This is a genomic window from Cellulomonas endometrii (assembly GCF_949769265.1).
Lineage (GTDB): Bacteria > Actinomycetota > Actinomycetes > Actinomycetales > Cellulomonadaceae > Cellulomonas > Cellulomonas endometrii.
The window spans coordinates 18,746-42,607 of sequence record NZ_CATKPC010000005.1 but is presented as its reverse complement, the minus strand read 5'-3'; the positions used below and the strand labels follow the sequence as shown (position 1 = coordinate 42,607).

19 protein-coding genes and 1 pseudogene are annotated in these 23,862 nt (G+C 74.1%); 3 read left to right on the top strand and 17 right to left on the bottom strand.

The annotated features are described in order from the left end of the window. Window positions 1-6: 6 nt before the first annotated feature. The 9 genes and pseudogenes from QNH85_RS07325 to QNH85_RS07285 all read right to left on the bottom strand — a co-directional run bounded on the left by QNH85_RS07325 (window position 7) and on the right by QNH85_RS07285 (window position 11,053). Window positions 7-690, bottom strand: a complete 684-nt coding sequence (locus tag QNH85_RS07325; protein WP_282945540.1) for a LutC/YkgG family protein — start codon at window positions 688-690, stop codon at window positions 7-9. After that, complete coding sequence (locus tag QNH85_RS07320; protein WP_282945539.1) at window positions 687-2,210, bottom strand: lactate utilization protein B; 1,524 nt, start codon at window positions 2,208-2,210, stop codon at window positions 687-689. The genes QNH85_RS07325 and QNH85_RS07320 overlap by 4 nt, the downstream gene beginning before the upstream one ends. After that, window positions 2,207-3,013: a (Fe-S)-binding protein gene (locus QNH85_RS07315; protein ID WP_282945538.1), complete on the bottom strand. Its 807-nt coding sequence runs from the start codon at window positions 3,011-3,013 to the stop codon at window positions 2,207-2,209. The genes QNH85_RS07320 and QNH85_RS07315 overlap by 4 nt, the downstream gene beginning before the upstream one ends. 5 nt (window positions 3,014-3,018) lie before the next feature. After that, the gene (locus QNH85_RS07310) at window positions 3,019-4,557 is read right to left on the bottom strand and encodes a rhamnulokinase (protein WP_282945537.1); all 1,539 of its coding nucleotides are present in this window, start codon (window positions 4,555-4,557) and stop codon (window positions 3,019-3,021) included. 1 nt (window position 4,558) lies between these two features. After that, window positions 4,559-6,613: a bifunctional aldolase/short-chain dehydrogenase gene (locus tag QNH85_RS07305; protein WP_282945536.1), complete on the bottom strand. Its 2,055-nt coding sequence runs from the start codon at window positions 6,611-6,613 to the stop codon at window positions 4,559-4,561. A gap of 91 nt (window positions 6,614-6,704) precedes the next feature. Next, window positions 6,705-7,853, bottom strand: a pseudogene (rhaI, locus tag QNH85_RS07300) (L-rhamnose isomerase); the annotation flags it as partial. 43 nt (window positions 7,854-7,896) lie between these two features. Beyond that, window positions 7,897-8,724, bottom strand: a complete 828-nt coding sequence (locus QNH85_RS07295; RefSeq protein ID WP_282945535.1) for a carbohydrate ABC transporter permease — start codon at window positions 8,722-8,724, stop codon at window positions 7,897-7,899. Continuing rightward, a complete protein-coding gene (locus tag QNH85_RS07290) occupies window positions 8,721-9,665 on the bottom strand; it encodes a carbohydrate ABC transporter permease (RefSeq protein ID WP_282945534.1) in 945 nt (314 codons plus the stop codon). The genes QNH85_RS07295 and QNH85_RS07290 overlap by 4 nt, the downstream gene beginning before the upstream one ends. 62 nt (window positions 9,666-9,727) lie before the next feature. Then, window positions 9,728-11,053: an ABC transporter substrate-binding protein gene (locus tag QNH85_RS07285; protein WP_282945533.1), complete on the bottom strand. Its 1,326-nt coding sequence runs from the start codon at window positions 11,051-11,053 to the stop codon at window positions 9,728-9,730. 230 nt (window positions 11,054-11,283) lie between these two features. On the opposite strand from QNH85_RS07285, the gene QNH85_RS07280 reads away from it, so the two are divergent. Then, entirely contained in the window at window positions 11,284-13,407 is a 2,124-nt protein-coding gene (locus QNH85_RS07280; protein ID WP_282945532.1) for a thioredoxin domain-containing protein, read from the top strand. A gap of 18 nt (window positions 13,408-13,425) precedes the next feature. On the opposite strand, the gene smpB is transcribed toward QNH85_RS07280, so the two are convergent. The 5 genes from smpB to prfB all read right to left on the bottom strand — a co-directional run bounded on the left by smpB (window position 13,426) and on the right by prfB (window position 18,271). Further along, complete coding sequence (gene smpB / locus QNH85_RS07275) at window positions 13,426-13,896, bottom strand: SsrA-binding protein SmpB (protein WP_282945531.1); 471 nt, start codon at window positions 13,894-13,896, stop codon at window positions 13,426-13,428. An 89-nt stretch (window positions 13,897-13,985) separates the two neighbouring features. Beyond that, on the bottom strand, window positions 13,986-15,332 hold the full coding sequence (locus tag QNH85_RS07270) for a peptidoglycan DD-metalloendopeptidase family protein (RefSeq protein WP_282945530.1): 1,347 nt from the start codon (window positions 15,330-15,332) through the stop codon (window positions 13,986-13,988). Window position 15,333: 1 nt separating this feature from the next. Further along, window positions 15,334-16,251 (bottom strand): permease-like cell division protein FtsX, encoded by a 918-nt coding sequence (gene ftsX / locus QNH85_RS07265; protein ID WP_213282044.1) that lies wholly within the window; start codon window positions 16,249-16,251, stop codon window positions 15,334-15,336. A gap of 12 nt (window positions 16,252-16,263) precedes the next feature. Continuing rightward, window positions 16,264-16,953, bottom strand: a complete 690-nt coding sequence (ftsE, locus tag QNH85_RS07260) for a cell division ATP-binding protein FtsE (RefSeq protein WP_213282045.1) — start codon at window positions 16,951-16,953, stop codon at window positions 16,264-16,266. 205 nt (window positions 16,954-17,158) lie between these two features. Then, window positions 17,159-18,271 (bottom strand): peptide chain release factor 2, encoded by a 1,113-nt coding sequence (gene prfB, locus QNH85_RS07255; protein ID WP_213282046.1) that lies wholly within the window; start codon window positions 18,269-18,271, stop codon window positions 17,159-17,161. Between the two features lie 104 nt (window positions 18,272-18,375). Here prfB and QNH85_RS07250 point away from each other — a divergent pair, with 104 nt between their 5' ends. Continuing rightward, complete coding sequence (locus QNH85_RS07250) at window positions 18,376-19,308, top strand: aldose 1-epimerase family protein (RefSeq protein ID WP_282945529.1); 933 nt, start codon at window positions 18,376-18,378, stop codon at window positions 19,306-19,308. Window positions 19,309-19,390: 82 nt separating this feature from the next. Here the strand turns inward: QNH85_RS07250 and QNH85_RS07245 are convergent, their stop codons facing one another. The 3 genes from QNH85_RS07245 to QNH85_RS07235 all read right to left on the bottom strand — a co-directional run bounded on the left by QNH85_RS07245 (window position 19,391) and on the right by QNH85_RS07235 (window position 22,911). Next, window positions 19,391-20,266, bottom strand: coding sequence for a M15 family metallopeptidase (locus tag QNH85_RS07245; protein WP_282945528.1), 876 nt, complete (start codon window positions 20,264-20,266; stop codon window positions 19,391-19,393). Between the two features lie 261 nt (window positions 20,267-20,527). Further along, a complete protein-coding gene (locus QNH85_RS07240) occupies window positions 20,528-21,574 on the bottom strand; it encodes a hemolysin family protein (protein ID WP_282945527.1) in 1,047 nt (348 codons plus the stop codon). After that, a complete protein-coding gene (locus QNH85_RS07235) occupies window positions 21,571-22,911 on the bottom strand; it encodes a hemolysin family protein (RefSeq protein ID WP_213282050.1) in 1,341 nt (446 codons plus the stop codon). The genes QNH85_RS07240 and QNH85_RS07235 overlap by 4 nt, the downstream gene beginning before the upstream one ends. A 168-nt stretch (window positions 22,912-23,079) precedes the next feature. On the opposite strand from QNH85_RS07235, the gene QNH85_RS07230 reads away from it, so the two are divergent. Next, the gene (locus tag QNH85_RS07230; protein ID WP_213282051.1) at window positions 23,080-23,862 is read left to right on the top strand and encodes a response regulator transcription factor; all 783 of its coding nucleotides are present in this window, start codon (window positions 23,080-23,082) and stop codon (window positions 23,860-23,862) included.

The following is a 23,862-nucleotide window of genomic DNA, read 5'->3' as shown; positions in this document are numbered from 1 at the left end:
CCGCGTCTACGGATCGACGAGGAGGACGCGCAGGTCGCGCGGCCCGTGCACGCCCTCGACGCGTACGAGCTCGATGTCGCTGGTCGCGCTCGGACCGGAGATCCACGTCTGGGGCCGCTCGGGGTGCGCGCCGAGGACGGCCACGGCGTCCGGCACCCCGGCGACGACCTGGCCGGCGCGCACGACGCACACGTGCCGGTCGGGCAGCAGGGTGAGCACCCGGCGGCCCTGGTCCGGCGCGGCGTCCAGCACGATCGTGCCGGTCTCCGCCACCGCCACCCGGCAGGCCGTGAGCACCGCGCCGACCCCGTCCAGGTCGGCGTGCGAGAGCGGCGCGGCCGGGTCGTCGACCCGTACGCCGACCCGGCCGTCGAGGGCCGCGACCCACGCGCGGTCCAGCCCCGGGGGGACGGCGACCGACCCGGCACCGGCGAGCTGGGCGGCGACGGCGGCGGGCAGGTCCGCCGCCGTGCACCGGACGACGGTGGCGCGGTAGTCCTCCAGGCGGTCCACCAGCCGGTCGACCAGCGCCGCGTCGCCGGCCGCCGCGAGGGAGCCCGCCCGCCGGTACGCGCGCTCGACCGGGGCCGGGGCGGCGGGCGCACCGGGCGCACCGGGCGCACCCGGCTCGTCCGTCCTGCCCAGCGCCGCGCGCACCCGCGCGAGCACCTCGTCCCGCGCGTCGCTCACGGCCGCGCTCCCCCGCGCCGCCGCCGCGCCCGCGCGGCCCACGAGTCCCGGAACGTCCGCCCGGGCAGGCCCGGCGTGTCCCGGCTCGCCGTCCACAGGGACGCGGGCCAGGGCAGCCGCCGGAACCGGTGGCCCCCGGTGAGCCGCCCGGCGAGGGCGAGCGCGCGACCGGCCCACCGGAACCGGGCGCCGCCGGACAGGGCGACCGCGCCGACGGACATCGCGGCGGTCACGGCACCGGGCGCCGCACGGCCCTCCGGGTGGGTGGCGCGCTCGCGCAGGTGCACCAGGGCGGACGGGATGTCGATCTTCACGGGGCACGCGTCGAAGCACGCCCCGCACAGCGACGACGCGAACGGCAGCGTCGCGGTGGGGTCGTGCGGGTCGTGGGCGCCGCCGGGCTCGCCGAGGCCGAGCAGCTGCGGGGTGAGGATCGCCCCGATCGGCCCCGGGTACACCGAGCCGTAGGCGTGCCCGCCGGTGCGCTCGTACACGGGGCAGACGTTGAGGCAGGCGGAGCACCGGATGCAGTGCAGGGCCTGGCGCCCCACGTCGTCCGCCAGCGCCCGGGTGCGGCCGTTGTCCAGCAGCACGAGGTGGAAGTCCTGCGGGCCGTCGCCGGGCGTCACGCCGGTCCACATCGACGTGTACGGGTTCATCCGCTCGCCGGTGGACGACCGGGGCAGCAGCTGGAGGAATACCTCGAGGTCCTCGAACGACGGCAGCACCTTCTCGATGCCCATGACGGTGATCAGCGTCCGCGGCAGCGTGAGGCACATCCGCCCGTTGCCCTCGGACTCGACGACCGCGACGGTGCCGGTGTCGGCGATCGCGAGGTTCGCCCCGCTGATCGCCACGTCCGCGCGCAGGAACCGGGCGCGCAGGTGCGCCCGGGCGGCCTCCGCGAGCGCGCGCGGGTCGCTGGTGAGGCCGGCGGGCGCGTCGCCCATCCGGTCGGTGAAGATCTGCCGGATCTCGTCGCGGTTGCGGTGGATCGCGGGCACGAGGATGTGCGACGGCAGGTCTCCGGCGAGCTGCACGATGAGCTCGGCGAGGTCGGTCTCGGTCGCCTCGATCCCGTGCTGCTCGAGGTGCTCGTTCAGGCCGATCTCCTGGGTGGCCATGGACTTCACCTTGACCACCTCGCGGGCGCCGGCCGCCTGGACGATCCCGGTGACGACCCGGTTCGCCTCGGCGGCGTCCCGGGCCCAGTGCACGGTGCCGCCGCGGGCGGTGACGGACTCCTCCAGCTGGACGAGCAGCTCGGGCAGCCGCGCCATGACGTCGGCCTTGACGGCGGACCCGGCGTCCCGCAGCGCCTCCCAGTCGGGCAGCTCGCCGGTGACCGCGACGCGCTTGTCCCGGATGGTCCGGGTCGCGCGCCGCAGGTTCGTCCGCAGCTGCCCGTCGGCCAGGGTGACGTCGGCGGCGTCGGGGAACGTCGGCCCCCACCGCAGCGGGTCGTCCGGGTGCGCGGCGGGCTTCGGCGCGACGGCCGGCATCCCGAGGTCGACCCTCATCGCCCCGCCACCCGTCGCAGCCCGCGCCGCGCGCGTGCGGGCCGGGGCTCCCACGGCCGCTCCGCGGTCGACGCGAGGATCTCCGCGAGGTGCACGGCGTGCGTCCCCCCGCCGGTCCGGCGCAGCGCCCCGTCGATGTTCATCAGGCACGACCAGTCCCCCGCGGTCAGCACCTCCGCGCCCGTGGACCGCACGGCGGCGACCTTGTCCTGAACCATCGCGGACGACGTCGCTGAGTTCTTCAGCGCGAACGTCCCGCCGAACCCGCAGCACTGGTCGGCGTCGGGCAGGTCCACCAGCTCCAGCCCGTCCACCGCCCGCAGCAGGCGCGTCGGCCGGTCGCCGACGCGCAGCAGCCGCAGGGAGTGGCAGGTCGGGTGGTAGGTGACGGTGCGCGGGAAGTGCGCGCCGACGTCGGTGACGCCCAGCACGTCGACCAGCAGCTCCGTGAGCTCGTAGGTGCGCGCGGCGACGCGTCCGGCGGCGTCCGCGAGCGCCGGGTCGCCGTGCCGGCGGGCGACGTCGGCCTGCTGGTGCCGGGTGGACCCGACGCAGGACCCGGACGGGGCGACGACGGCGTCCCACTCCCCGTCGAGCACAGGCGCGAACGTCCGGACGTGGTTGCGGACGACGCCGACGGCCTCGGGCGCGTAGCCGGTGTTGACGTGCATCTGCCCGCAGCACGCCTGGCCCGCGGGGACGTCGACCTCGTGGCCGAGCCGCTCCAGGAGCCGCACGGTCGCCGCCGCGGCGCCGGGGAACAGCGTGTCGACCAGGCAGGTGGTGAACAGCGCGATCCGCATGCCCGTCAGCCTCGCACCAGGTCGGGGGTGGTCGCGATGCGGGGCGCCGCGGCCAGGCGCCGCTCGGCCCGGTCCCACGCCGCGTCGTCGGCCGCGGCGCCGGGCTCGTACCGCACGACGTCCACGGACGCCCGGACGACCTCCCGGATCGCGGGCAGGCCGCCGTCGAGCGCGCCGAGCCCCCAGGCCTGCACGAGCAGGTTGCCGAGCGCGGTCCCTTCGGCGGGCCCGGCGACGACGGGCAGCCCGGTCGCCTGCGCGGTGAGCCGGCAGAGCAGGGCGTTCCGGCTGCCGCCGCCGACCACGTGCACGACCTCCACGCGCCGCCCGGCCAGGTCGGCGACGGTCCGCACGGCCCGGCGGTACGCCAGGGCGAGCGAGTCCAGCACGCACCGCACCACCGCGGCCGGGTCCGCGGGCACAGGCTCGCCCGCCGCCCGCGCGAGGTCTGCGATCCGCCGCGGCAGGTCCCCGGGCGCGAGCAGGGACGGGTCGTCCACGTCGACCACCGTGCGCAGGGCGGGCACGTCCGCCGCGGCGGCGAGCAGGGCCGGCAGGTCGACGGCGTCCCCGCGCTCGGTCCAGGTGCGGACGGACTCCTGCAGCAGCCAGAGCCCGGCGACGTTCCGCAGGTACCGGACGGTGCCGTCGACGCCCAGCTCGTTGGTCACGTTCGCGACCCGGCTCGCCTCGGTCCGCACCGGTGCGTCCAGCTCCAGCCCGACGAGCGACCAGGTCCCGGACGAGATGTAGGCCGCGGTCGACGGGTCGGTCAGCGGCACGGCGGCGACCGCCGAGGCGGTGTCGTGCGAGCCGACCGTCACCCACCGCGTCCCGGCGAGGCCGAGGTCGTCCGCCACTGCCCGCTGCACGGGCGCCAGCACGGTGCCCGGCTCGACGAGCGGCGCCAGCAGCGCGCCGACGTCCCGCCCCGCCGCCGCGGACGCCGCGGCCAGCACCTCCGGGGACCACCGCCGCGTCCCGGCGTCCAGCAGGCCGGTGGTGGACGCGTTGGTGACCTCGGTGACGCGCTCGCCGGTCAGCCAGCTCCCGATCAGGTCCGGCACGAGCAGCAGGGACCGCGCGGCGCCGAACGAGGCGTCCCCGGCCGCGGCGACCAGCTGGAACGCCGTGTTGAACGGCTGCACCTGCACCCCGGTGACGGCGTAGTGCCGGGCGGCGTCGAGGTGCCGGAAGAACCGCGCGGGCGCGCCCGCGGTGCGCATGTCGCGGTAGTGCACGGGGTCGCCGAGCAGGTGCCCGCCGGCGTCCAGCAGGCCGTAGTCGACCGCCCACGTGTCGACGCCGACGGACGCGACAGGCCCGTGCTCGCGCGCGGCCGCCCGGAGCCCGGAGCGCACGCCCGACCAGAGCCCGAGCAGGTCCCAGTGCAGCGTCGTCCGGCCGCCGGCCACGACCGGGACGGGGGTGTTCGGGAACCGGGCCGTCTCGGTGGCGACCAGCCGGCCGTGCTCGAGGCGGCCCGCGAGCACCCGGCCGCTGGACGCGCCGAGGTCGACCGCGGCGAAGGTGGGGCCGGCCATGTCAGCGCAGGAACGCGGCCGCGACGCCGGAGTCCACCGGCACGTGCAGCCCCGTGGTCTGGACCAGGTCGGGGCCGGTCAGCGCGACCACCGCGGCGGCGACGTGCTCGGGGAGCACCTCGCGCTTCAGCAGGGTCCGCTGCGCGTAGTACGCGCCGAGCTCGGACTCCGGGACGCCGTAGGTCGCGGCGCGCTGGGCCCCCCAGCCGCCGGCGAAGATGCCGGAGCCGCGCACGACGCCGTCGGGGTTGACCCCGTTGACCCGGATGCCGTGCGCGCCGAGCTCGGCGGCGAGCAGCCGGACCTGGTGCGCCTGGTCGGCCTTGGTCGCGGAGTACGCGATGTTGTTCGGGCCCGCGAACAGCGAGTTCTTCGACGCGATGTAGACGATGTCCCCGCCCATGCCCTGCGCGACCATCGCCCGGGCCGCCTCCCGCGAGACGAGGAACGACCCGCGGGCCATGACGTCGTGCTGCAGGTCCCAGTCGCGGGCCGTCGTCTCCAGCAGCGGCTTGGAGATGGACAGGCCGGCGTTGTTCACCACCAGGTCGACCCCGCCGAACGCGAGGACCGTGGCCCGGACCAGCTCCGCCACGGCCTCCTCGGACGTGACGTCGGCGTGCACCGCGACCGCGACGTCCGGGCCGCCGAGCTCGCCGGCGACCTGCTGCGCGGCCTCGAGGTTCACGTCGGCGACGACCACGCAGGCGCCCTCGGCGGCCAGCCGCTCCGCGATCGCCCTCCCGATGCCGGACCCGCCGCCGGTGACGACCGCGACCCGCGTGGCGAGCGGCTTCGGCTTCGGCATCCGCGCGAGCTTGGCCTCCTCCAGCGCCCAGTACTCGATGCGGAACTTCTCGGCCTCGTCGATGGGCGCGTACGTGCTGACCGCCTCGGCGCCGCGCATGGCGTTGATCGCGTTGACGTAGAACTCGCCGGCGACCCGCGCGGTCTGCTTGTCCTTGCCGAACGAGAACATCCCGACGCCCGGCACCAGCACGATCGCCGGGTCGGCGCCGCGCATCGGCGGGCTGTCCGGGGTGGCGTGCCGCTCGTAGTACGCCCGGTAGTCCTCGCGGTACGCGGAGTGCAGCTCCCGCAGGCGCGCGACGACGTCCTCGACCGGCGCGTCAGACGGCAGGTCGACGACCAGCGGGGAGACCTTCGTGCGCAGGAAGTGGTCCGGGCACGACGTGCCGAGCGCCGCCAGCCGGCCGAGCTCCGCCCGCGACAGGAAGTCCAGCACCACGTCGGAGTCCGTCAGGTGCCCGACCTGCGGGCGGTCCGTCGACGCCAGCCCGCGGACCACCGGGGCCAGGGCCGCGGCCCGGGCGCGCCGCTCCGCCTCGGGCAGCGCCTCGTACCCCGGTCGCACGTCGCCGAACGGGTGCCGGCCGTCCGCCGCGAGGGCCGCGGTGCGCTCCTCGATGAACCGCTCGGCGGTCCGGATGATCTCGAGCGACCGGGCCTCCGCCTCGTCCGACGTGTCGCCCCACGCGGTGATGCCGTGCCCACCGAGCACGCAGCCGATCGCCTGCGGGTTCTTCTCCTTGACCGCCGCGATGTCGAGGCCCAGCTGGAAGCCGGGCCGGCGCCACGGCACCCACACGACCGCGTCGCCGAAGACCTCCGACGTCAGCGCCTCGCCGTCGGCGGCCGTCGCCAGCGCGATCCCGGCGTCCGGGTGCAGGTGGTCCACGTGGGCGGCGTCCACCAGGCCGTGCATGGCCGTGTCGATCGACGGCGCCGCCCCGCCGCGGCCGTGCAGGCAGTAGTCGAACGCCGCGACCATCTCGTCCTCGCGGTCGACCCCCGGGTAGACGCCGGCGAGCGACCGGAGCCGGTCCAGGCGCAGCACGGCCAGGTTCTGCTCGGTGAGGGTGCCCAGGTCGCCCCCGGAGCCCTTCACCCACAGCAGCTCGACCGGGCCGCCCGTGACCGGGTCGGTCGCGGTGCCCTTCGCGGACGTGTTGCCGCCGGCGTAGTTGGTGGTGCGGGGGTCGGCGCCGGGCCGGCGGGACCGGGCGATCAGGTCGGCGGCAGCGGGGTGGGTCATGCGTGGTGTCCTTCCGGGACGGGCGGTGGGGTACGGCGGCGGGGCGGCGGCGGACTCGGCGGCGGGCTCGGCGGGCCGGGGCGGTCAGGCGCCCCACCCCGCTGCCGCCGACGCGCTCCTCGGCGATGCGCGCGAGGTAGCCGGACGCCGCGAACGCGCGCATCGGGTCCTCGGGCAGACCGCGCTCGGCCCGCCACGCGGCGAGCATCGGGCGGACGTCGGTCCAGAACGCGTCCATCAGCACCTGGTTCGCTGCGAGCACGTCCGCGGACCGCTGCGCGGCGTCGAGCGCCTCGCGGTCGATGAGCAGGACCTTGGCCAGCGCCTCCTGCACGTTCAGCACGGACCGGATCTGGCCGGGGATCTTGTCCTCGATGTTGTGGCACTGGTCGAGCATCAGCGCGAGGTCCGACCCGGCTGCCAGGCCGCCGCCGCGCTCCACCTCGGCGAGGATCCGGAACAGCTGGAACGGGTCGGCGGCCCCGACGATCAGGTCGTCGTCGGCGTAGAACCGCGAGTTGAAGTCGAACGCGCCGAGCCGGCCGAGCCGCAGCAGCTGCGCGACGATGAACTCGATGTTCGTCCCCGGGGCGTGGTGGCCGGTGTCGAGGCACACCACGGCCCGCTCCCCCAGCGCGACCACGTGCGCGTACGCCGTGCCCCAGTCCGGGACGTCCGTGTGGTAGAACGCCGGCTCGAACAGCTTGTACTCCAGCACCAGCCGCTGCTCCGGCCCGAGCTGCGCGTAGATCTGGGCGAGCGACTCGGCGACGGCGTCCTGCCGGGCGCGGATGTCGTCCTGGCCCGGGTAGTTCGTGCCGTCCGCGAGCCAGATCTTCAGGTCGCGCGAGCCCGTCGCCGCCATGATCTCCAGGCACTCGAGGTGGTGGTCGACCGCCTTGCGGCGCACGCCCGGGTCCCGGGAGGCCAGCGACCCGAACTTGTAGGTCTCCTCCTGGAACGTGTTCGAGTTGATCGTCCCGAGCTGCACGCCCTGGTCCTGCGCGTAGCGGCGCAAGGCCGCGAAGTCCTCGACGCGGTCCCACGGGATGTGCAGGGCGACGGTCGGGGCCGCGCCGGTGTACCGGTGCACCTGGGCGGCGTCGGCGATCTTCTCCTGGACCGTCCGCGGCGTGCCCGCGGACGGGAACACCCGGAACCGGGTGCCGGAGTTGCCGAACGCCCAGGACGGCAGCTCGATGTGGGTGCGGCCGAGGACGTCCAGGACGTCGGCGGTGATGGCAGTGGATTCCACGGGGTTCTCCGATCTGGCGAGCGTGCGCTCAGCCCTTGACGGCGCCGGCCGTCATGCCCGCGACGATCCGCCTGTTGAAGAACAGGAACATCACCAGCGGCGGGATCGTGATCAGCAGGATGTTGGTGAAGAGCAGGTTGTACTGCGTGGAGTACTGGCTCTGGAAGTTGTAGAGCGTGAGCTGCACGGTGGCGTTCTCGTCCCCGGGCAGGAAGTACAGGGGGTTCGCGAAGTCGTTGAAGATCGCCACCGACTGGACCACGACGACCGTGATGATCACCGACTTCAGCAGCGGCAGGATCACCCGGAAGAACAGCCGCACCGGGCCGGCGCCGTCGATGATCGCGGCCTCGTCCAGGTCCCGCGGGATCGTGGAGACGAAGGCCCGGATCAGCAGCACGACGAACGCCATGCCGAACGCCACCTCGACCAGGACCAGGCCGATCATCGTCCGGAACAGCCCCATGCCCTGCAGCACCCAGATGGTCGGCACCACGGCCGGCGGGATGATGAGGCCGGACAGGATGAGGAAGTCGACCAGCGGGTTGATCCGCGACTTCCGGCGCTGCAGCACGAACGCCACCATCGAGCCGAGGACCACGAGGATCGTGACGCTCGCGACGGTGAGGACCGTCGAGTTGATGAAGGCGATCACGAGCATGTAGTCGCGCGCCTCGAACACCGCCCGGACGTTCTCCACGATGGCCCACTCGCTCGGCCACGAGAAGTCCAGCAGCCGCGCCTCCTCGGCGGTCTTGCCGGCCGTGAGGAAGATGAACAGGAACGGCACGACGAACAGCACGGTGGTCAGGACGATGCCCACGCCGCCGAGCAGCCAGGCCCCGGGGCGCCTCACAGGTTCACCTCCCGGCGGTTGAAGAACCGGGACAGCGGGAACGCGATCGCGGCGACGACGAGGAACAGCACGACGTTGCCGGCGGTCGACAGCCCGTAGAACCCGGCCTGGTACTGCTTGTAGATGACCGACGCGATCGTGTCGGAGGTGAACCCGGGGCCGCCGCGCGTCATCGCCCAGATCAGGTCGAACGACCGCAGGCCGCCGATCAGCGACAGCAGGATCACCGTCGAGGTCGCGGGCATCGACAGCGGCAGGATGATGCTGCGGAACTGCTGCCACCACCCCGCGCCGTCGACCTTCGCGGCCTCGAAGTACTCCGCGGGGATGGACACGATGCCCGCGATGTAGATGACCACCGCGAGCCCGAGCCCCTTCCAGACGTCGACCGCCGCGACGGACAGCAGCGCCAGGTCAGGGTCCACGAGCCACGCGGGCCCGTCGATCCCGACGGCGGCGAGCGCCTGGTTGATCAGGCCCTCGGTCGGGTTCATCAGCACCTGGAACGTCAGCCCGACGCCGATGGTGGACACCAGGACCGGGAAGAACACCACGGACCGCAGGTACCCGCGGGCGATGATCGGGGCGGTGAGCAGCAGCGCCAGCGCCATGCCGAGCACGACCTTGCCGACCGACGTGACGACGCCGAAGACGAGCGTGTTCGTCAGGCCCTTGACGAGCGCGGGCTCGCGGAAGAACTGCTGGAAGTTGCCGAGGCCGATGAACTCGGAGTCGAAGATCGTCCAGCGCGTGAGGCTGAAGTAGAACGAGGCGAACGTCGGCACCACGAACAGCACGCCGAACACGACGGCGGCGGGCACGTAGAACCACAGCGGGTAGGTCCGCCGGGCGTAGCCGCGGTGCGCGACCTTCGGCCGCCGGGTGGTCACCGCCCGCGCCGCGGCGGCGGCCTGCGGGGAGGTGGGGGTGGTGGTCGTCATCGAACCGCCCTTTCCGTGAGAGGACCGGCCGGGCCCCGGCGAGCGGGGCCCGGCCGGTGAGGTCACCAGCCCTCGAGGCCGAGCTGCTGGGCCTGCTTCTTCACGTCCTCGTCGTAGAGGGCGGCGCCGTCCGCGGCGGAGCGGATGCCGGAGCCGACCTCGACCATGATCTGCTCGAGCGCCGGGCCCTTCACCGGGGACAGGAACTCCAGCGCCGGGCTGGTGTTGCCCGCCGTGAAGTACGCGGTCATGTCGTCGACCGCGGCCGGCAGGTCGTCGGGCACCGTGCAGCCCTCGATCTGGTACGGCCCCGACGGCGGCATCGCGGCGGTCTGCGCGTCGCAGCCCTCCGGCGACACCAGGAACTCGAGGAACTGCTTCGCGGCGTCGAGCTTCTCGCCCTCGGTGGACTTCGGGATGTAGATGCCGCCGGTCGGCCACACCGTCAGGCCGTTCTTCTCGGCGTCGGTGCCGGGCAGCGCGAAGAAGCCGACGCTCTCGGCCGCCTCCGGGTTCGCGGCGACCATCGGGCCGATCGAGAACGTGAGCATCGGGTAGTGCGCGCCGGCGCCGGTGGCGACCTGGTCCAGCCCCGCCTCGTTCTTGATCGAGGCGAAGTCGCTGTTCAGGTACCCGGCGGACGCGACGTCCTCCATGTGCTGGAAGCCGGCGAGCGCGGGCTCGTCCACGTACTTCGCCTCGTTGGCGGTGTACTGCTCGGCCCAGTCCGGGTTCTCGGCGAGCACGTTGTGGAAGTCCGCCAGCAGCAGGATCTGGGACGTCCACGTGTCCTGGAAGGTCTGGACGACGGGTGCGATGCCCGCCGCCTTGATCGTCTCGTTGTTCGCCATGAACTCGTCCCAGGTGAGCGGCACCTCGAGACCCAGGTCGGCGTAGACGTCCTTGTTGTAGAGGATGCCGCCGGCGCTGGCCTGGCCCTGCGGGGCGCCGTAGTAGTCGTCGCCGCTCTGCACGGCCTGCAGGAACGAGTCGTCGACCGCGTCCATCCAGGGCTCGTCCGTGAGCGGCACGAGGTTGCCCGCCGGGTCCAGGGCCTGCAGCAGCGAGCCGGAGTTGTACTGGAACAGGTCCGTCATGTCCCCGGTCGCGAGCCGCGTCTTGAGCACGTTGTCGCCCTCGGAGCCCTGCGGGCGGGTCTCCATCTCGACGGTGATGTCCGGGTGCTCCTCGGTGAACGCGTCGATGACGCCCTGCATCGGGACCATCGACTGCTCGGAGTTGTCGATCAGCAGCGAGAGCGTGATGCCGTCGCCGCTGTCGTCGTCGCTGGATCCCAGGCTGCCCGCGGAGCACGCGGTCAGGGCGAGGCCGCCCACCGCGAGCAGGGACACCACGCGCAGGCGGCGCGCGGGGGATGACGTGTTCATCAGACCTCCATTGGTCGGACGGGCCCTCGGGGGTGGGCCGGCTGAGGGGAACGCTTGTGGAACGTTTCAACAGCGGATGCTCGGAAACCTAGATGGGCCCTTGGTCCCACGTCAAGAGGCTGTGACCGAACCGTGTCCTCCTTCGGAGGCACCTGCTCACCCGGGGTCGGGATGAATCGATTCGACGTCCTCCGGTCGCGACCGCGAGGGCCCCGCGCGACAGTGGAGGCATGCCCAACCGCCTCGCCCGCAGCACCAGCCCCTACCTGCGCCAGCACGCCGAGAACCCGGTCGACTGGTACGAGTGGGGCGAGGAGGCGTTCGCCGAGGCGCGGCGCCGCGACGTGCCGCTGCTGGTCTCCGTCGGGTACGCCGCGTGCCACTGGTGCCACGTCATGGCGCACGAGTCCTTCGAGGACCCGGGCGTCGCCGCGGTGATGAACAGCCGGTTCGTCAACGTCAAGGTCGACCGCGAGGAGCGCCCCGACCTGGACGCCGCCTACATGGCCGCGACCCAGGCGATGACCGGGCAGGGCGGCTGGCCGATGACGGTGTTCGCGACCCCCGAGGGCGACCCGTTCTTCTGCGGCACGTACTTCCCGCCCGTGCCGGTCGGCGGGCGGCCGTCGTTCCCGCAGGTGCTCGACGCCCTGTCCCGCGCGTGGCGGGAGCGGCGCGACGAGGTGCGCGGCGGGGCGGCGGAGCTGCTGGCCGCGCTCGGCGGCGGCGCGGCGCCGGGGCACCCGCACGACGGCACGGCCGCGGCCGACGGGGAGGCCGGGCACGCCCACGACCCGCAGGCGGACGACGCCGCCGCGCTGGACCTCGACGCGGTCCGCCAGGTCTCCGACCTCGCGGTGACCGCACTGGCCGGGACGTTCGACGCCGAGCAGGGCGGGTTCGGCGGCGCGCCGAAGTTCCCGCCGTCGACCACCCTCGAGTGGCTGCTGCGCCGGCACGCGCGCACGGGCGACGCCCAGGCCCTCGCGATGGCCGAGGGCACGCTGGAGGCGATGGCCCGCGGCGGCATGGCCGATCAGGTGGGCGGCGGCTTCGCGAGGTACGCCGTCGACGCCACGTGGACGGTGCCGCACTTCGAGAAGATGCTCGAGGACAACGCGATGCTGCTGCGCGTGTACGCCCACTGGTGGCGCCAGACCGGCTCCCCGCTCGCCCGCCGGGTCGTCGAGGGCACGGCGGACTGGCTGCTCCGGGACCTGCGCACGCCCGAGGGGGCGTTCGCCTCGTCGCTCGACGCGGACACCGACGGGGTCGAGGGCGCGACGTACGTGTGGACGCCCGCCACGCTGGTCGAGGTGCTCGGCGAGGAGGACGGTGCCTGGGCCGCGGAGCTGTTCGGCGTCACGGACGCGGGGACGTTCGAGGCCGGGACGTCCGTGCTGCAGCTCCGGGCCGACCCGCCGCCGCAGGACGAGATCCGGTTCGAGCGGGTCCGCCGCGCGCTGCTCGCGGCACGGTCCCGGCGCCCGCAGCCGGGCCGGGACGACAAGGTGGTCGCGGCCTGGAACGGTCTCGCGGTCGCCGCGCTGGCCGAGGCGGGCGCGATGCTCGAGCGGCGCGAGTGGGTGTCCGCGGCGGTCGACGCCGCGCGGGTCCTGGACGAGGTGCACACGCTGTCCGGCGGCGACGGCCTGGTCCGGCTCGTGCGGGCCTCGCGCGACGGGGCCGTCGGCACCGCACCCGGCGTGCTCACCGACTACGCCGCCGTCGCCGAGGGGTTCCTGGTGCTCGCGGGCGTCACGGGCGACCCGGGCTGGTCGCAGCGCGGCTCCGCGCTGCTCGACACGGTGCTCGCCCGGTTCCGCGCCCCGGGCCACGGGTTCCGCGACACCGCCGACGACCAGACCGACCCGGTCGTCGCGCGGCTCTCGGGCCGCCCCGACGTCACGGACGGCCCCTCGGCCGGCGGGCAGTCGGCGGCGGCGGGCGCCCTGCTGGCCCGCGCCGCGCTGACGGGCTCCGCGACCGACCGCCGCGCCGCCGAGCTCGCCCTCGCCGGCCCGCTGTCCCTCGCGCACCGGCACCCCCGGGCCGTCGCCTGGGCGCTGGCCACCGCCGAGGCCGTGCTGGACGGCCCGCGCGAGGTGGCCGTGCTCGGGCGCGCCGACGACCCCGGGCGGGTCGCGCTGGTCCGCACCGCGGTCCGCTCCCCCGCGCCGGGCCTCGTCCTCGCGCAGGGCGACCCGGACGAGGTCGCGGGGTCACCGGCGGCCGTGGGGCTGCTCCGGGACCGTCCGCTGGTCGGCGGCCGCGCGGCGGCCTACGTGTGCCGGGGCTTCGTCTGCGACCGCCCGACGACGGACCCGGGCGCCCTCCGCACCGCGCTGTCCTAGCGCGCTCCCCGGGGCCCGTCAGCGGTCGCGCTTCTCCCGGATCGCGCGCTGCGCCTCGAGGTTGTCCTGCCGCTCGCGCAGCGCCTGGCGCTTGTCCCACTCCTTCTTGCCGCGGGCCAGCGCGATCTCGACCTTCGCGCGCCCGTCCAGGAAGTACAGGGCGAGGGGGACGATCGTCTGCCCCTTCTCGCGCGTCTTCGACTCCAGCCGCTCGATCTCCTGGCGGTGCAGGAGCAGCTTGCGCTTGCGTCGCGGCGCGTGGTTCGTCCAGGTCCCCTGGGAGTACTCGGCGATGTGCACGCCCTCGAGCCAGGCCTCGCCGCCGTCGATCGTGCACCAGCCGTCGACCAGGGACGCCCGGCCGGCGCGCAGCGCCTTGACCTCGGTCCCGGTCAGCACGACGCCGGCCTCGAACACGTCCTCGATGAGGTAGTCGTGGCGCGCCTTGCGGTTGGACGCCACCAGCGACCGTCCGCTCTGCTTGGCCATGACTCCTCCTCCTGCGTGTGCGGGTGCTGCCCGGGTGCGGGCGACGCAGCAGCCTATCCGGCCGCGCCGCCGCCGCCCACCGGATTCCGCTACAGGCCGAGCAGGGGGCGCGGGTTCACGGTCGCCCCGTTGACGTACACCTCGAAGTGCAGGTGGCAGGCCGCGGACGTGCCGGTGTTGCCCGAGTAGCCGAGCAGCTGACCGCGGTCGACGTGCTGCCCCCCGCCCACGACGAAGCTCGTCATGTGGTTGTAGGAGCTCATCACGGAGTTCCCGTTGACCAGCCCGTGGTCGACCATCACCTGGTTGCCGAAGCCGTTGCGCCACCGCGCCCACTGCACGGTGCCCTCGCGGCCCGCGTAGATCGGGGTGCCGCAGTAGGTGCGCAGGTCGATGCCGGCGTGCAGGCGGTAGTAGCCGAGCAGCGGGTGCAGCCGCATCCCGTACTCGCTGGTCACGTAGATCGGGTTGATCGACGTCGGGTTGCCGAACAGCGACCCGCTCACCGACCCGGCCACGGGCGCGGGCTTCCCGGCCGCGGCGGCCGCGGCGGCGGCAGCGGCGCGCTGCTGGGCGGCGACGGCCTCGAGCTGCGCGCGGATGCTCGCCGCCTCGGCGTCGATCCGGTCCACCTCCGCCTGCGCGGCGGCCTTCTGGCTCTCCAGCTGGGCCTTCTTCGCGGCCTGCTCGGCGACGAGCCGCTCGACCTCCGCCTGGCGGTCGGCGGCCTCCTGCCGGGCGGCCTCCGCCTCGGCGACCTTCCGGTCCGCCTCGGCCTTGAGCTCCGTGATCCGCTCGCGCACCGCGGTCAGGCGCGCCGCGCTGTTGCGGTTGTCGGCCTCGATGTCGGCGAGCTCGTCGAGCACCGCGCTCTGCGCCCGCTGCGCGGCGTTCGCGAGGCCGTACTGCTCGGTGAAGTCCTCGACGGTCTCGGCGCCGACGACGATGCTCAGCCCGGACAGCCCCGGGCCGCCCTGGTACGCCTGGCGGGCCATCTGGCCGATCTGCGCCCGGATCTCGTCCGCGCGCGCGGAGTCGGTGTCGATGGTCGCGCTGATCGTCGACTCCTGGTCCTGCGCGTCCTGGAGCCGCGCGGCGATCAGCGCCGCCTCCCGCTCGTACCCGGCGAGCGTGGCCTCCGCGGCGTCCAGCGCCGCCTGCGCGACCGGCAGCTGCTGCTCGACGGCCTGCAGGTCCAGCGCGGTCTGCTGGTACTGCGCGCTGAGCCCCTCGAGCGCCGCCTGCGCGTCCGCCCGCTGCTGGTCCTTCTGCTGCTGCTGGGCCTGGAGCGCCGCCCGCTGGTCGTCCAGCGGGTCGCCGGCGGCCGGCCCGGCGGCGGTCAGGCCGACGAGGACCGCGAGCGTGCCGGCCAGCGACCCGGCGAGCAGCCGGGTCCGGCCGGGCGTCCGGCGGGAGGTGCGAGGCGTCACGCGCATGTCAGACCTTCGTGTAGCGGCTCAGGGTGACCAGGGACGAGATCGCCGCGAGCAGGATGGCGGCGGCCACGAGGAACGGCGCGATCTGCCACACCTCGCCCGTCGTGACGTACGGGATCCACGCGATCTGCCCGCCCAGCCAGTCGGTCACGAGGTACCGCACGCCCGCGTACAGCCCCGCGACCGACAGCACCGCGCCGACCGTCGCCGCGAGCGCGCCCTCGAGCATGAACGGCAGCTGGATGAACAGGTTCGACGCGCCGACCATCCGCATGATGCCGGTCTCGCGCCGCCGGCTCATCGCCGACAGCCGGATGGTCGTCGTGATGAGCAGCACCGCGGCCAGCAGCATGACGCCCGCGAGCCCGAGCGACAGCAGCGTCGCGCTGTTCAGCACCCGGAACAGCGTGTTGTAGAGCTCGCGCTGGTCCTGGACCGTCTCGATGCCCTGCCGCCCCTGCAGCACGTCGGCGACGACCTCGAACTTCTCCGGGTCGGTCAGCTTGATCCGCAGCGACTCGTTCATGTCGTCGACGGTCGTGACCTGCGCCCAGTACTGGCCCTCGAACTGGCGCTGGAACGTCTCGTACGCCTGCTCCTTGGACTCCGGGAAGACCTCGTCGATGTACGGGGCGACGTCGGGCGCGTCGAGCGCGTCCATGATCGCCTGCTTCTGCTCGTCGGTGACCTCGCCGGCGGCGCACGTCGGCTCCGGGGACTGGCCCGCCGGGCAGAGGTACACCGCGACCTCGACCTTGTCGTACCAGTCGTCCTGCATCTTGCCGATCTGCATCTGCAGCAGCGCGGCCGCGCCGACGAACGTCAGGGACACGAAGGTCACGAGGACCACCGAGATCGTCATCGACAGGTTCCGGCGCAGGCCGATGCCGATCTCCGAGAGGATGAACTGCAGTCGCACGTCGATCCCCCCTCAGCGGTCCGAGCCGTAGACGCCGCGCGACTGGTCGCGCACCATCTCGCCGCCGGACAGCTCGATCACGCGCTTGCGCATCTGGTCGACGATCTCGTCGTCGTGCGTCGCCATGACGACCGTCGTCCCCGTGCGGTTGATCCGGTCGAGCAGGCGCATGATCCCCAGGGAGGTCGTCGGGTCGAGGTTGCCGGTGGGCTCGTCGGCGAGCAGGATCGACGGCCGGTTCACGAACGCGCGGGCGATGGCCACGCGCTGCTGCTCGCCGCCGGACAGCTCGTGCGGGCGCCGCTTCTCCTTGCCGGCCAGGCCCACCATCTCGAGCACGTCCGGCACGGTCGTGAGGATGTGGTGCCGCGGCTTGCCGATCACCTGCAGCGCGAACGCCACGTTCTCGAACACCGTCTTGTTGTGCAGCAGCCGGAAGTCCTGGAACACCGCGCCGATCTGCCGGCGCAGGTGCGGGACCTTCCACGACGACAGGGTCGTCAGGTCCTTGCCCGCGACGAAGACCCGGCCGGCGGACGGCCGCTCCTCGCGCAGCACGAGGCGCAGGAAGGTGGACTTCCCGGAGCCGGACGCGCCGACGAGGAACACGAACTCGCCGCGCTCGACGTCCAGGGAGATCTGGTCCAGCGCGGGGCGTGCGCCGCGCGCGTAGACCTTGGTGACGTTCTCGAATCTGATCACAGGCTTGAGGCGGCCAGAGGTGGGGGACGGGAGGGTGTCGTGCAGTCCTGGCCGCGTCGAGAGTAGGCAGCACGCCGCCGTGACCTGGCCGTGACACGCCGCCCGCGGACCTGTGAGTCCGCCCCGCGGGGACTCACCCGTACCCTTTGCCCGGATTTGCCCCGCTCAGGAGGGCGGGAACCGCCTCAGCCCCGCGCGAGCCCGCTCAGTTCTGCGCGTTGCGGCGCCAGCGGATGCCGGCCTCGATGAACCCGTCGATGTCGCCGTCGAACACCGCGGAGGTGTTGCCGACCTCGTGCTCCGTGCGCAGGTCCTTGACCATCTGGTACGGGTGCAGCACGTACGAGCGCATCTGGTCGCCCCACGACGCCTTGATGTCGCCCGCGAGCTCCTTCTTCTTCGCGTCCTCCTCGGCCTTGCGGACGAGCAGCAGGCGCGACTGCAGGACGCGCAGCGCGGCGGCGCGGTTCTGGATCTGCGACTTCTCGTTCTGCATCGACACGACGATGCCGGTCGGGATGTGCGTCATCCGGACCGCGGAGTCGGTCGTGTTGACCGACTGGCCCCCGGGCCCCGAGGAGCGGAACACGTCGACCTTGATCTCCGACTCGGGGATCTCGACGTTGTCGTCGCTCTGCTCGATGAGCGGGATGACCTCGACCGCGGCGAACGACGTCTGCCGGCGGCCCTGGTTGTCGAACGGGGAGATCCGCACCAGGCGGTGCGTGCCCGCCTCGACCGACAGGTGGCCGAACGCGTAGGGCGCCTTCACCTCGAAGGTCGCGGACTTCAGGCCCGCCTCCTCCGCGTAGGAGGTGTCGAGCACCGACGTCGGGTAGCCGTGCCGCTCGGCCCAGCGCAGGTACATCCGCATGAGCATCTCGGCGAAGTCCGCCGCGTCGACGCCGCCGGCGCCCGCGCGGATCGTCACGACGGCCTCGCGCTGGTCGTACTCGCCGGCGAGCAGCGTGCGGACCTCGAGCTCGCCCAGGTCCTTGCGGATGCCCACGAGCTCGGCCTCGGCCTCGGCGAGGGTGTCGGCGTCCCCGCCGTCCTCCGTCGCCATCTCGACCAGGGTCTCGAGGTCGTCGATCCGCCCGCCGATCCGGCTCACGCGGTCGAGCTCGGACTGGGACGCGGACAGCGCGCTGGTGATCTTCTGGGCGGCGTCGGGGTCGTCCCACAGGTCGGGCGCGGACGCCTGCTCCGAGAGGTCGGCGATCCGCGCGCGCAGGGCCTCGGGGTCGGACACCGCCTGGATCGACTGCAGGGTGCTGCGCAGGTCGCGGATCTCGGCGGGGAAGTCGGTGGCTGCCACGACGGTCCAGGCTACCGGCTGCCGCGGGTGCCCACGAGCAGAGCGTCCCCGTGGGCGCACCGGGCGGCGCCGGCACGCCCGCGCGCAGCCACTACGGTGTGAGCGTGAACACGCCAGCCGCACCCGCACCCTCCGGACGCCAGCACCACCTCGCGCACGGTGAGCACCGCGCGACGATCGCCGAGGTGGGTGCCAGCGTGCGCACCTACGCCGTCGGCGGCCGCGACGTCGTCCTGCCGTTCGACGAGAGCGAGCTCGCGCCCGCCTTCTCCGGCGCCGTCCTCGCGCCGTGGCCCAACCGGCTGCGCGACGGGCAGTACACGTGGGACGGGACCGAGTACCAGGTCGCGGTGACGGAGCCCGACCGCATGACCGCCCTGCACGGGCTGGTGGCCCAGGTCCGGTTCGAGAAGGTCGCCTCCGTGGCCGGCGCCGACGGCGACACCTCGGTGACCCTGCGGCACGACCTCGTGCCGACGCCGGGGTACCCCTGGTCGCTGCGGGTCGACGTGACGTACGCGCTGTCCGACGCCGGGCTGCGCGTGCACGTCGCCACGACGAACCTCGACGCGACCGCCGCCCCCTACGGCATCGGCTTCCACCCGTGGCTCTCCCCCGGCGACGCCGCCGTGGACGCGTGCACCCTGCGCGTCGACGCGGGCTCGCAGGTCACGGTCGACGAGCGGCTGCTGCCGACCGGCACGCGTGCGCTGTCCGGTGCCGAGGACCGCCGCACCCCCCAGCCGCTGGCCGGGGTCGCGCTGGACGACGCGTTCGTCGACGTGACGCGGGACGCCGACGGCCTGTCCTGGATCGTGCTCGGCTCCCCCGACGGCCACGGCGCCGCGATGTGGATGGACGGCTCGATGGACACCTGGCAGGTGTGCACGGGCGACGGCATCCCGCTGATCCAGCGGCGCGGCGTCGCGGCCGAGCCGATGAGCTGCATCGCTGACGCGTTCCGCACCGGCGAGCGCCTGGTCCGGCTGGAGCCCGGCGCGACCCACGAGGTGACCTGGGGCCTGACGCTCGCCTGAGCCGCATCGTCCCCCTGACGCAGAGAACGGCCCCCGCCTCGTCGAGGCGGGGGCCGTTCTGCGTGTCGGTCAGGGGCCGGTGTCAGCCGTAGTACTCGCCGTCGGCCATGACGCCCTTGGTGTACTCCCAGTGCCAGCGCTCGTACGGGCCGCTGCCGCCGGGCTGCGCCCAGGCCGGGTTCTCCCAGCCGAAGACCGGGGCGTTCTCGTTCAGCCACTCCCACTGCGCGCCGGTGGTCTGCGAGCTGCACAGGTCGACCGCCAGGCCCCAGCCGTGGTTGCTGCGCCCGGCGGGAGCGGCGAGCCCGCCCTTCTGGGCCTTGACCGCGCGCTGCTCCGCGAGGGTGCGGTAGCCGCTCGACAGGCAGAGGTCGGTGCCGAACCGGGTGACCCACATCGCGTTGAGCTCGGCCAGCGCCTCGGCGGCGTCGGCGCGCAGCTCGGTCCCGCCGTCCCACAGGTAGCAGAGGTCCGACTGCGGGAGCTGGCCGTTCGCGGAGCCGGTGCCGGCCTCGCCGTCGCAGCCCGGGAGGATCTCGCGCTCCTCGCTGCGGCTGACGCCGAGCTGGGCGCGGACGGCCGTGGCGTCGCTGGACAGCAGCGAGGCGGGCGGGAGGACCGACGACGCGGAGGACGTCAGCGCCTCGACGGTGTCGGGCAGCGTGGCGTCCGCCTGCGCGTCGCTGACCCGGTCGTCGCTGCGCGCCGGGCCCTGCGAGAGCGGGATGGCGACGGTGACGGCCGCGAGGGTCACGAGGACGCCGGCGCGGGTGCCCCAGCGCGCCAGCGGGTTGCCGTGCCGGCGGCCGGCGGGGCCGGCCGTGAGCGCGGCGGTGCCGGTGGCCGTGTCAGCGGCCGTCGCGACGGCGCGGACGCCGGAGGACGCGCGGGACGCCTCGCGGAGCTGGCGCCGGGTAGGGGTCGCCGTGGCAGCGGGCTGCACGCGGTGCGACGCCACGGAACCTCCGGGTGCTGGCTTGCTGACGAGGGCTACCGCCCCGGTCGGCGGGCGCGCGACTGCGCTGCTGCCGGCGTTCCGGGGAGGACGATCACGAAACCATAACGGCACGACAGCGGCCCGGCCAAGCCCCTCCGGGCCCGGTGGCTGACGCATCATCGGCGTGTCGGCGCAGTTCACCCTGCTGGGCCACCCGGACGTGTGACGAAAGTCCCACCGCGCTGGGCCGGCCGGGTGACGCGCACGCCACCCGGCCGCGTCTCAGCGGCGGAACGCCCCGCGCTGCATGGCGTCCCGGACCTCGCCGACGAGCTCCTCGAGGATGTCCTCGAGGAACACGACCCCGACCGCCCGGCCGCCGTCCTCGACGCGGGCCAGGTGCACGCCGGAGCGCTGCATGGCCGCGAGCGCCTCCTCCACCTCGTCGCCGGGGGCCACGACGGCGAGCGCCCGCACCCGCCACGTCGGGACGGGCAGCCGCCGCGACTCGTCGTCGGCGTACAGGACGTCCTTCACGTGCAGGTACCCGGTGGGCGTGCCCTGGCGGTCGACCACCGGGAACCGGCTGTAGCCGGTGCGCGCGACGAGCCGCTCGACCTCGTCGGGCGTGACGTCCACGCCGACCGGGACCAGGTCGGCCACGGGGACCATCACGTCCGCGGCGGTCCGGTCGGAGAACTCCAGCGCGCCGGACAGCAGGCCCTGCTCGTCGTCCAGGAGCCCCTCGGCCTGGGACTGCTCGACGATCGACTGCACCTCCTGGGCGGTGAAGGCGGAGGCGACCTCGTCCCGCGGGTCCACCCGGAACAGCCGCAGCACGTGGTTGGCCACCCAGTTCAGGGCGAAGATGACCGGCCGGACCACCCGCGCGAGCCAGACCAGCGGCGGCCCGAACACGAGCACCGCCCGGTCCGGCCCGGACACGGCGAGGTTCTTCGGCACCATCTCGCCCAGCACCACGTGCAGGTAGACCACGACCAGCAGGGCCACCACGAACGCGATCGGGTGCGTGAGGCTCTCGTCGACTCCGAGGGCGTGCAGCGGCGACTCGATCAGGTGCGCGATCGCCGGCTCGGCGACCAGGCCGAGGCTCGTCGAGCAGACCGTCACGCCGAGCTGGGCGCACGCGAGCATGAGGGAGACGTGCTCCATCGCCCACAGCACCGTCGCGGCGCGCCGGTCGCCGGACTGCGCGAGCGGCTCGATCGCCGACCGCCGGGCGGAGATGATCGCGAACTCGGCCGCGACGAAGAAGGCGTTGCCGGCCAGCAGGGCGACGGCGAGCCCGAGGGCCACCCCGGGGCTCATGCGCGCTCACCCCCCGCCCGGGTGTCCGAGTCGGCGGCGGCGCCCTCGGGCTGCACGACCACGCGCTCGACGCGGCGGCGGGTCATCGACTCGACGCGCAGCCGGACGTCGCCGGCCCGCACCTCGTCGCCCGGCTGCGGCACCCGGCCGAGAGCGGCCATCACGAGCCCGCCCAGCGTCTCGTAGGGCCCGTCCTCCGGGACGATGAGCCCGGTCACCTCGGTGAGCTCGTCCGGGCGCAGCAGGCCCGACACCACCCAGGCGCCGTCGCCCCGGCGCGAGGCGGCCGTGCGCCGGCGGTCGTGCTCGTCCGCGACGTCGCCGACCAGCTCCTCGACGACGTCCTCCAGCGTGACGACCCCGGAGGTGCCGCCGTACTCGTCCACGACGACCGCCATCTGCAGGCCGTGGTCCCGCAGCTCGACGAGCAGCGGGCCCAGGTGCACGGTCTCGGGCACGCGCGGCGCCTCCACCATGAGAGCGGCGGCGGGCACCTCGCCGCGGCGCTCGTGCGGCACGGCGATGGCGCGGCGCAGGTGCACCAGGCCGACGATGTCGTCGGAGTCGTCGCCGATCACCGGGAACCGCGAGTGCCCCGTCTCCCGGGACAGGCGCACCACCTCGTCGGCGGTGTCCTCCCGGCGCAGCACGACGACGCGCTGCCGGTCGGTCATCACGTCGACGGCGGTGAGGTCGGTGAACTCGATGGAGTTCGTCAGCAGCGTCGCGGTGGTCTCGTCGAGGGTCCCGACCTGCGCGGAGCGCTTGACCAGCGCGGCGAGCTCCTGCGGCGACCGGCCGCCGGACAGCTCCTCGCGCGGCTCGACGCCCACCCGGCGCAGCAGCGCGTTGGCGCTGGAGTTGAACAGGGTGATCAGCGGGCGCAGCGCGGTGGTGAACCCGGCCTGCAGCGGCGCGACCCACCGGGCGGTGCCGAGCGGGCGGCTGATCGCGAAGTTCTTGGGCACGAGCTCCCCGAACAGCATGGAGAACCCGTTCACCAGCACGAGCGTGAGGACGACGGCCACGACCCCGCCGGCCGCGGCGCCGAGGAACGAGTCCCGCAGCGGCTCCGCGAGCAGGCGGTTCACGGCGGGCTGCGTCGTGTAGCCGAGCAGCACGGTGGTGACCGTGATGCCGACCTGGGCGCCGGACAGCTCCGTGGACAGCCGGCGCAGGGCCTTCAGGACGCTCTGGCCGCGCCGGTCGTCGGGGCGCGTCTGGCCCTCGACGACGCCCGGGTCGAGGGTCACCAGGGAGAACTCGCTCGCCACGAACACGGCGGTGCCGGCGGTGAGCGCCACGCCCAGCAGGACGAGCAGCCACTCCGTCAGCACGGGTCACCGCCGGGTCGACGGCCGCGCGCGGGGAGGATCAGGAGGCAGTGGGGGCCGGCATGGTCGCCCCCGGGCTCGTCGGCCCGGGGAGGACGCCGGCAGCGACTTGAGCTGCTCATGGTGGCGCAATCATACGAAACCTCCACACGTCCGTCCTACGCTGGCGGGATGACGTTCGCATCCCGCCCCGGCGCCGCCGCCGGCAGCCCCGCGGCCACGCCGGGCGCCACGTCCACCACCGTCCTCGTCGTCGAGGACGAGCCCGCCATCGCGACCGCCGTCGCGCGCCGGCTCGCCGCCGAGGGCTACCAGGTCGAGACGGTGGGTGACGGCCTCCAGGCGGTCGACGCCGCCGCCCGCCTGACCCCCGACGTCGTGGTGCTCGACGTGATGCTCCCCGGCATCGACGGGCTGGAGGTGTGCCGCCGCATCCAGGCGGAGCGCCCCGTTCCCGTGCTGATGCTCACGGCGCGCGACGACGAGACCGACATGCTCATCGGGCTCGGCGTGGGCGCGGACGACTACATGACCAAGCCGTTCTCCATGCGCGAGCTCGTGGCCCGGGTGAAGGCGCTCCTGCGCCGCCAGCAGCGCGCCGCGCTCGCCGCGGAGCTGGCCGCCGGGTCCGCCGAGACCGAGCCGCCGGTGGCCGTGGGCGACGTCGTGATCGACCGCGCCCAGCGCCGGGTGCACCGCGGCGGGCAGGAGGTGCACCTGACGCCGACGGAGTTCGACCTGCTGCTCGCGCTCGCCGCCAGCCCCCGGACCGTGCTGACCCGCGAGCGCCTGCTGGCCGAGGTCTGGGACTGGGTGGACGCCTCCGGGACCCGCACGGTCGACTCGCATGTGAAGGCCTTGCGCAGGAAGCTCGGGTCCGACCTGATCAGGACCGTGCACGGCGTCGGCTACGCCCTGGAGCCCGCCGGCGGGGCGGGCAACGGGTCGGCGTGA

What these genes read in the sequence shown, in the direction of transcription:
- QNH85_RS07240 (WP_282945527.1), bottom strand. Translation starts at nt 21,574, where the DNA reads ATGAGCCCCGGGGTGGCCCTCGGGCTCGCCGTCGCCCTGCTGGCCGGC.
- QNH85_RS07290 (WP_282945534.1), bottom strand. Translation starts at nt 9,665, where the DNA reads ATGACGACCACCACCCCCACCTCCCCGCAGGCCGCCGCCGCGGCGCGG.
- QNH85_RS07230 (WP_213282051.1), top strand. Translation starts at nt 23,080, where the DNA reads ATGACGTTCGCATCCCGCCCCGGCGCCGCCGCCGGCAGCCCCGCGGCC.
- smpB (WP_282945531.1), bottom strand. Translation starts at nt 13,896, where the DNA reads ATGGCCAAGCAGAGCGGACGGTCGCTGGTGGCGTCCAACCGCAAGGCG.
- QNH85_RS07270 (WP_282945530.1), bottom strand. Translation starts at nt 15,332, where the DNA reads ATGCGCGTGACGCCTCGCACCTCCCGCCGGACGCCCGGCCGGACCCGG.
- QNH85_RS07305 (WP_282945536.1), bottom strand. Translation starts at nt 6,613, where the DNA reads ATGACCCACCCCGCTGCCGCCGACCTGATCGCCCGGTCCCGCCGGCCC.
- QNH85_RS07280 (WP_282945532.1), top strand. Translation starts at nt 11,284, where the DNA reads ATGCCCAACCGCCTCGCCCGCAGCACCAGCCCCTACCTGCGCCAGCAC.
- QNH85_RS07310 (WP_282945537.1), bottom strand. Translation starts at nt 4,557, where the DNA reads ATGGCCGGCCCCACCTTCGCCGCGGTCGACCTCGGCGCGTCCAGCGGC.
- QNH85_RS07315 (WP_282945538.1), bottom strand. Translation starts at nt 3,013, where the DNA reads ATGCGGATCGCGCTGTTCACCACCTGCCTGGTCGACACGCTGTTCCCC.
- QNH85_RS07320 (WP_282945539.1), bottom strand. Translation starts at nt 2,210, where the DNA reads ATGAGGGTCGACCTCGGGATGCCGGCCGTCGCGCCGAAGCCCGCCGCG.
- QNH85_RS07285 (WP_282945533.1), bottom strand. Translation starts at nt 11,053, where the DNA reads ATGAACACGTCATCCCCCGCGCGCCGCCTGCGCGTGGTGTCCCTGCTC.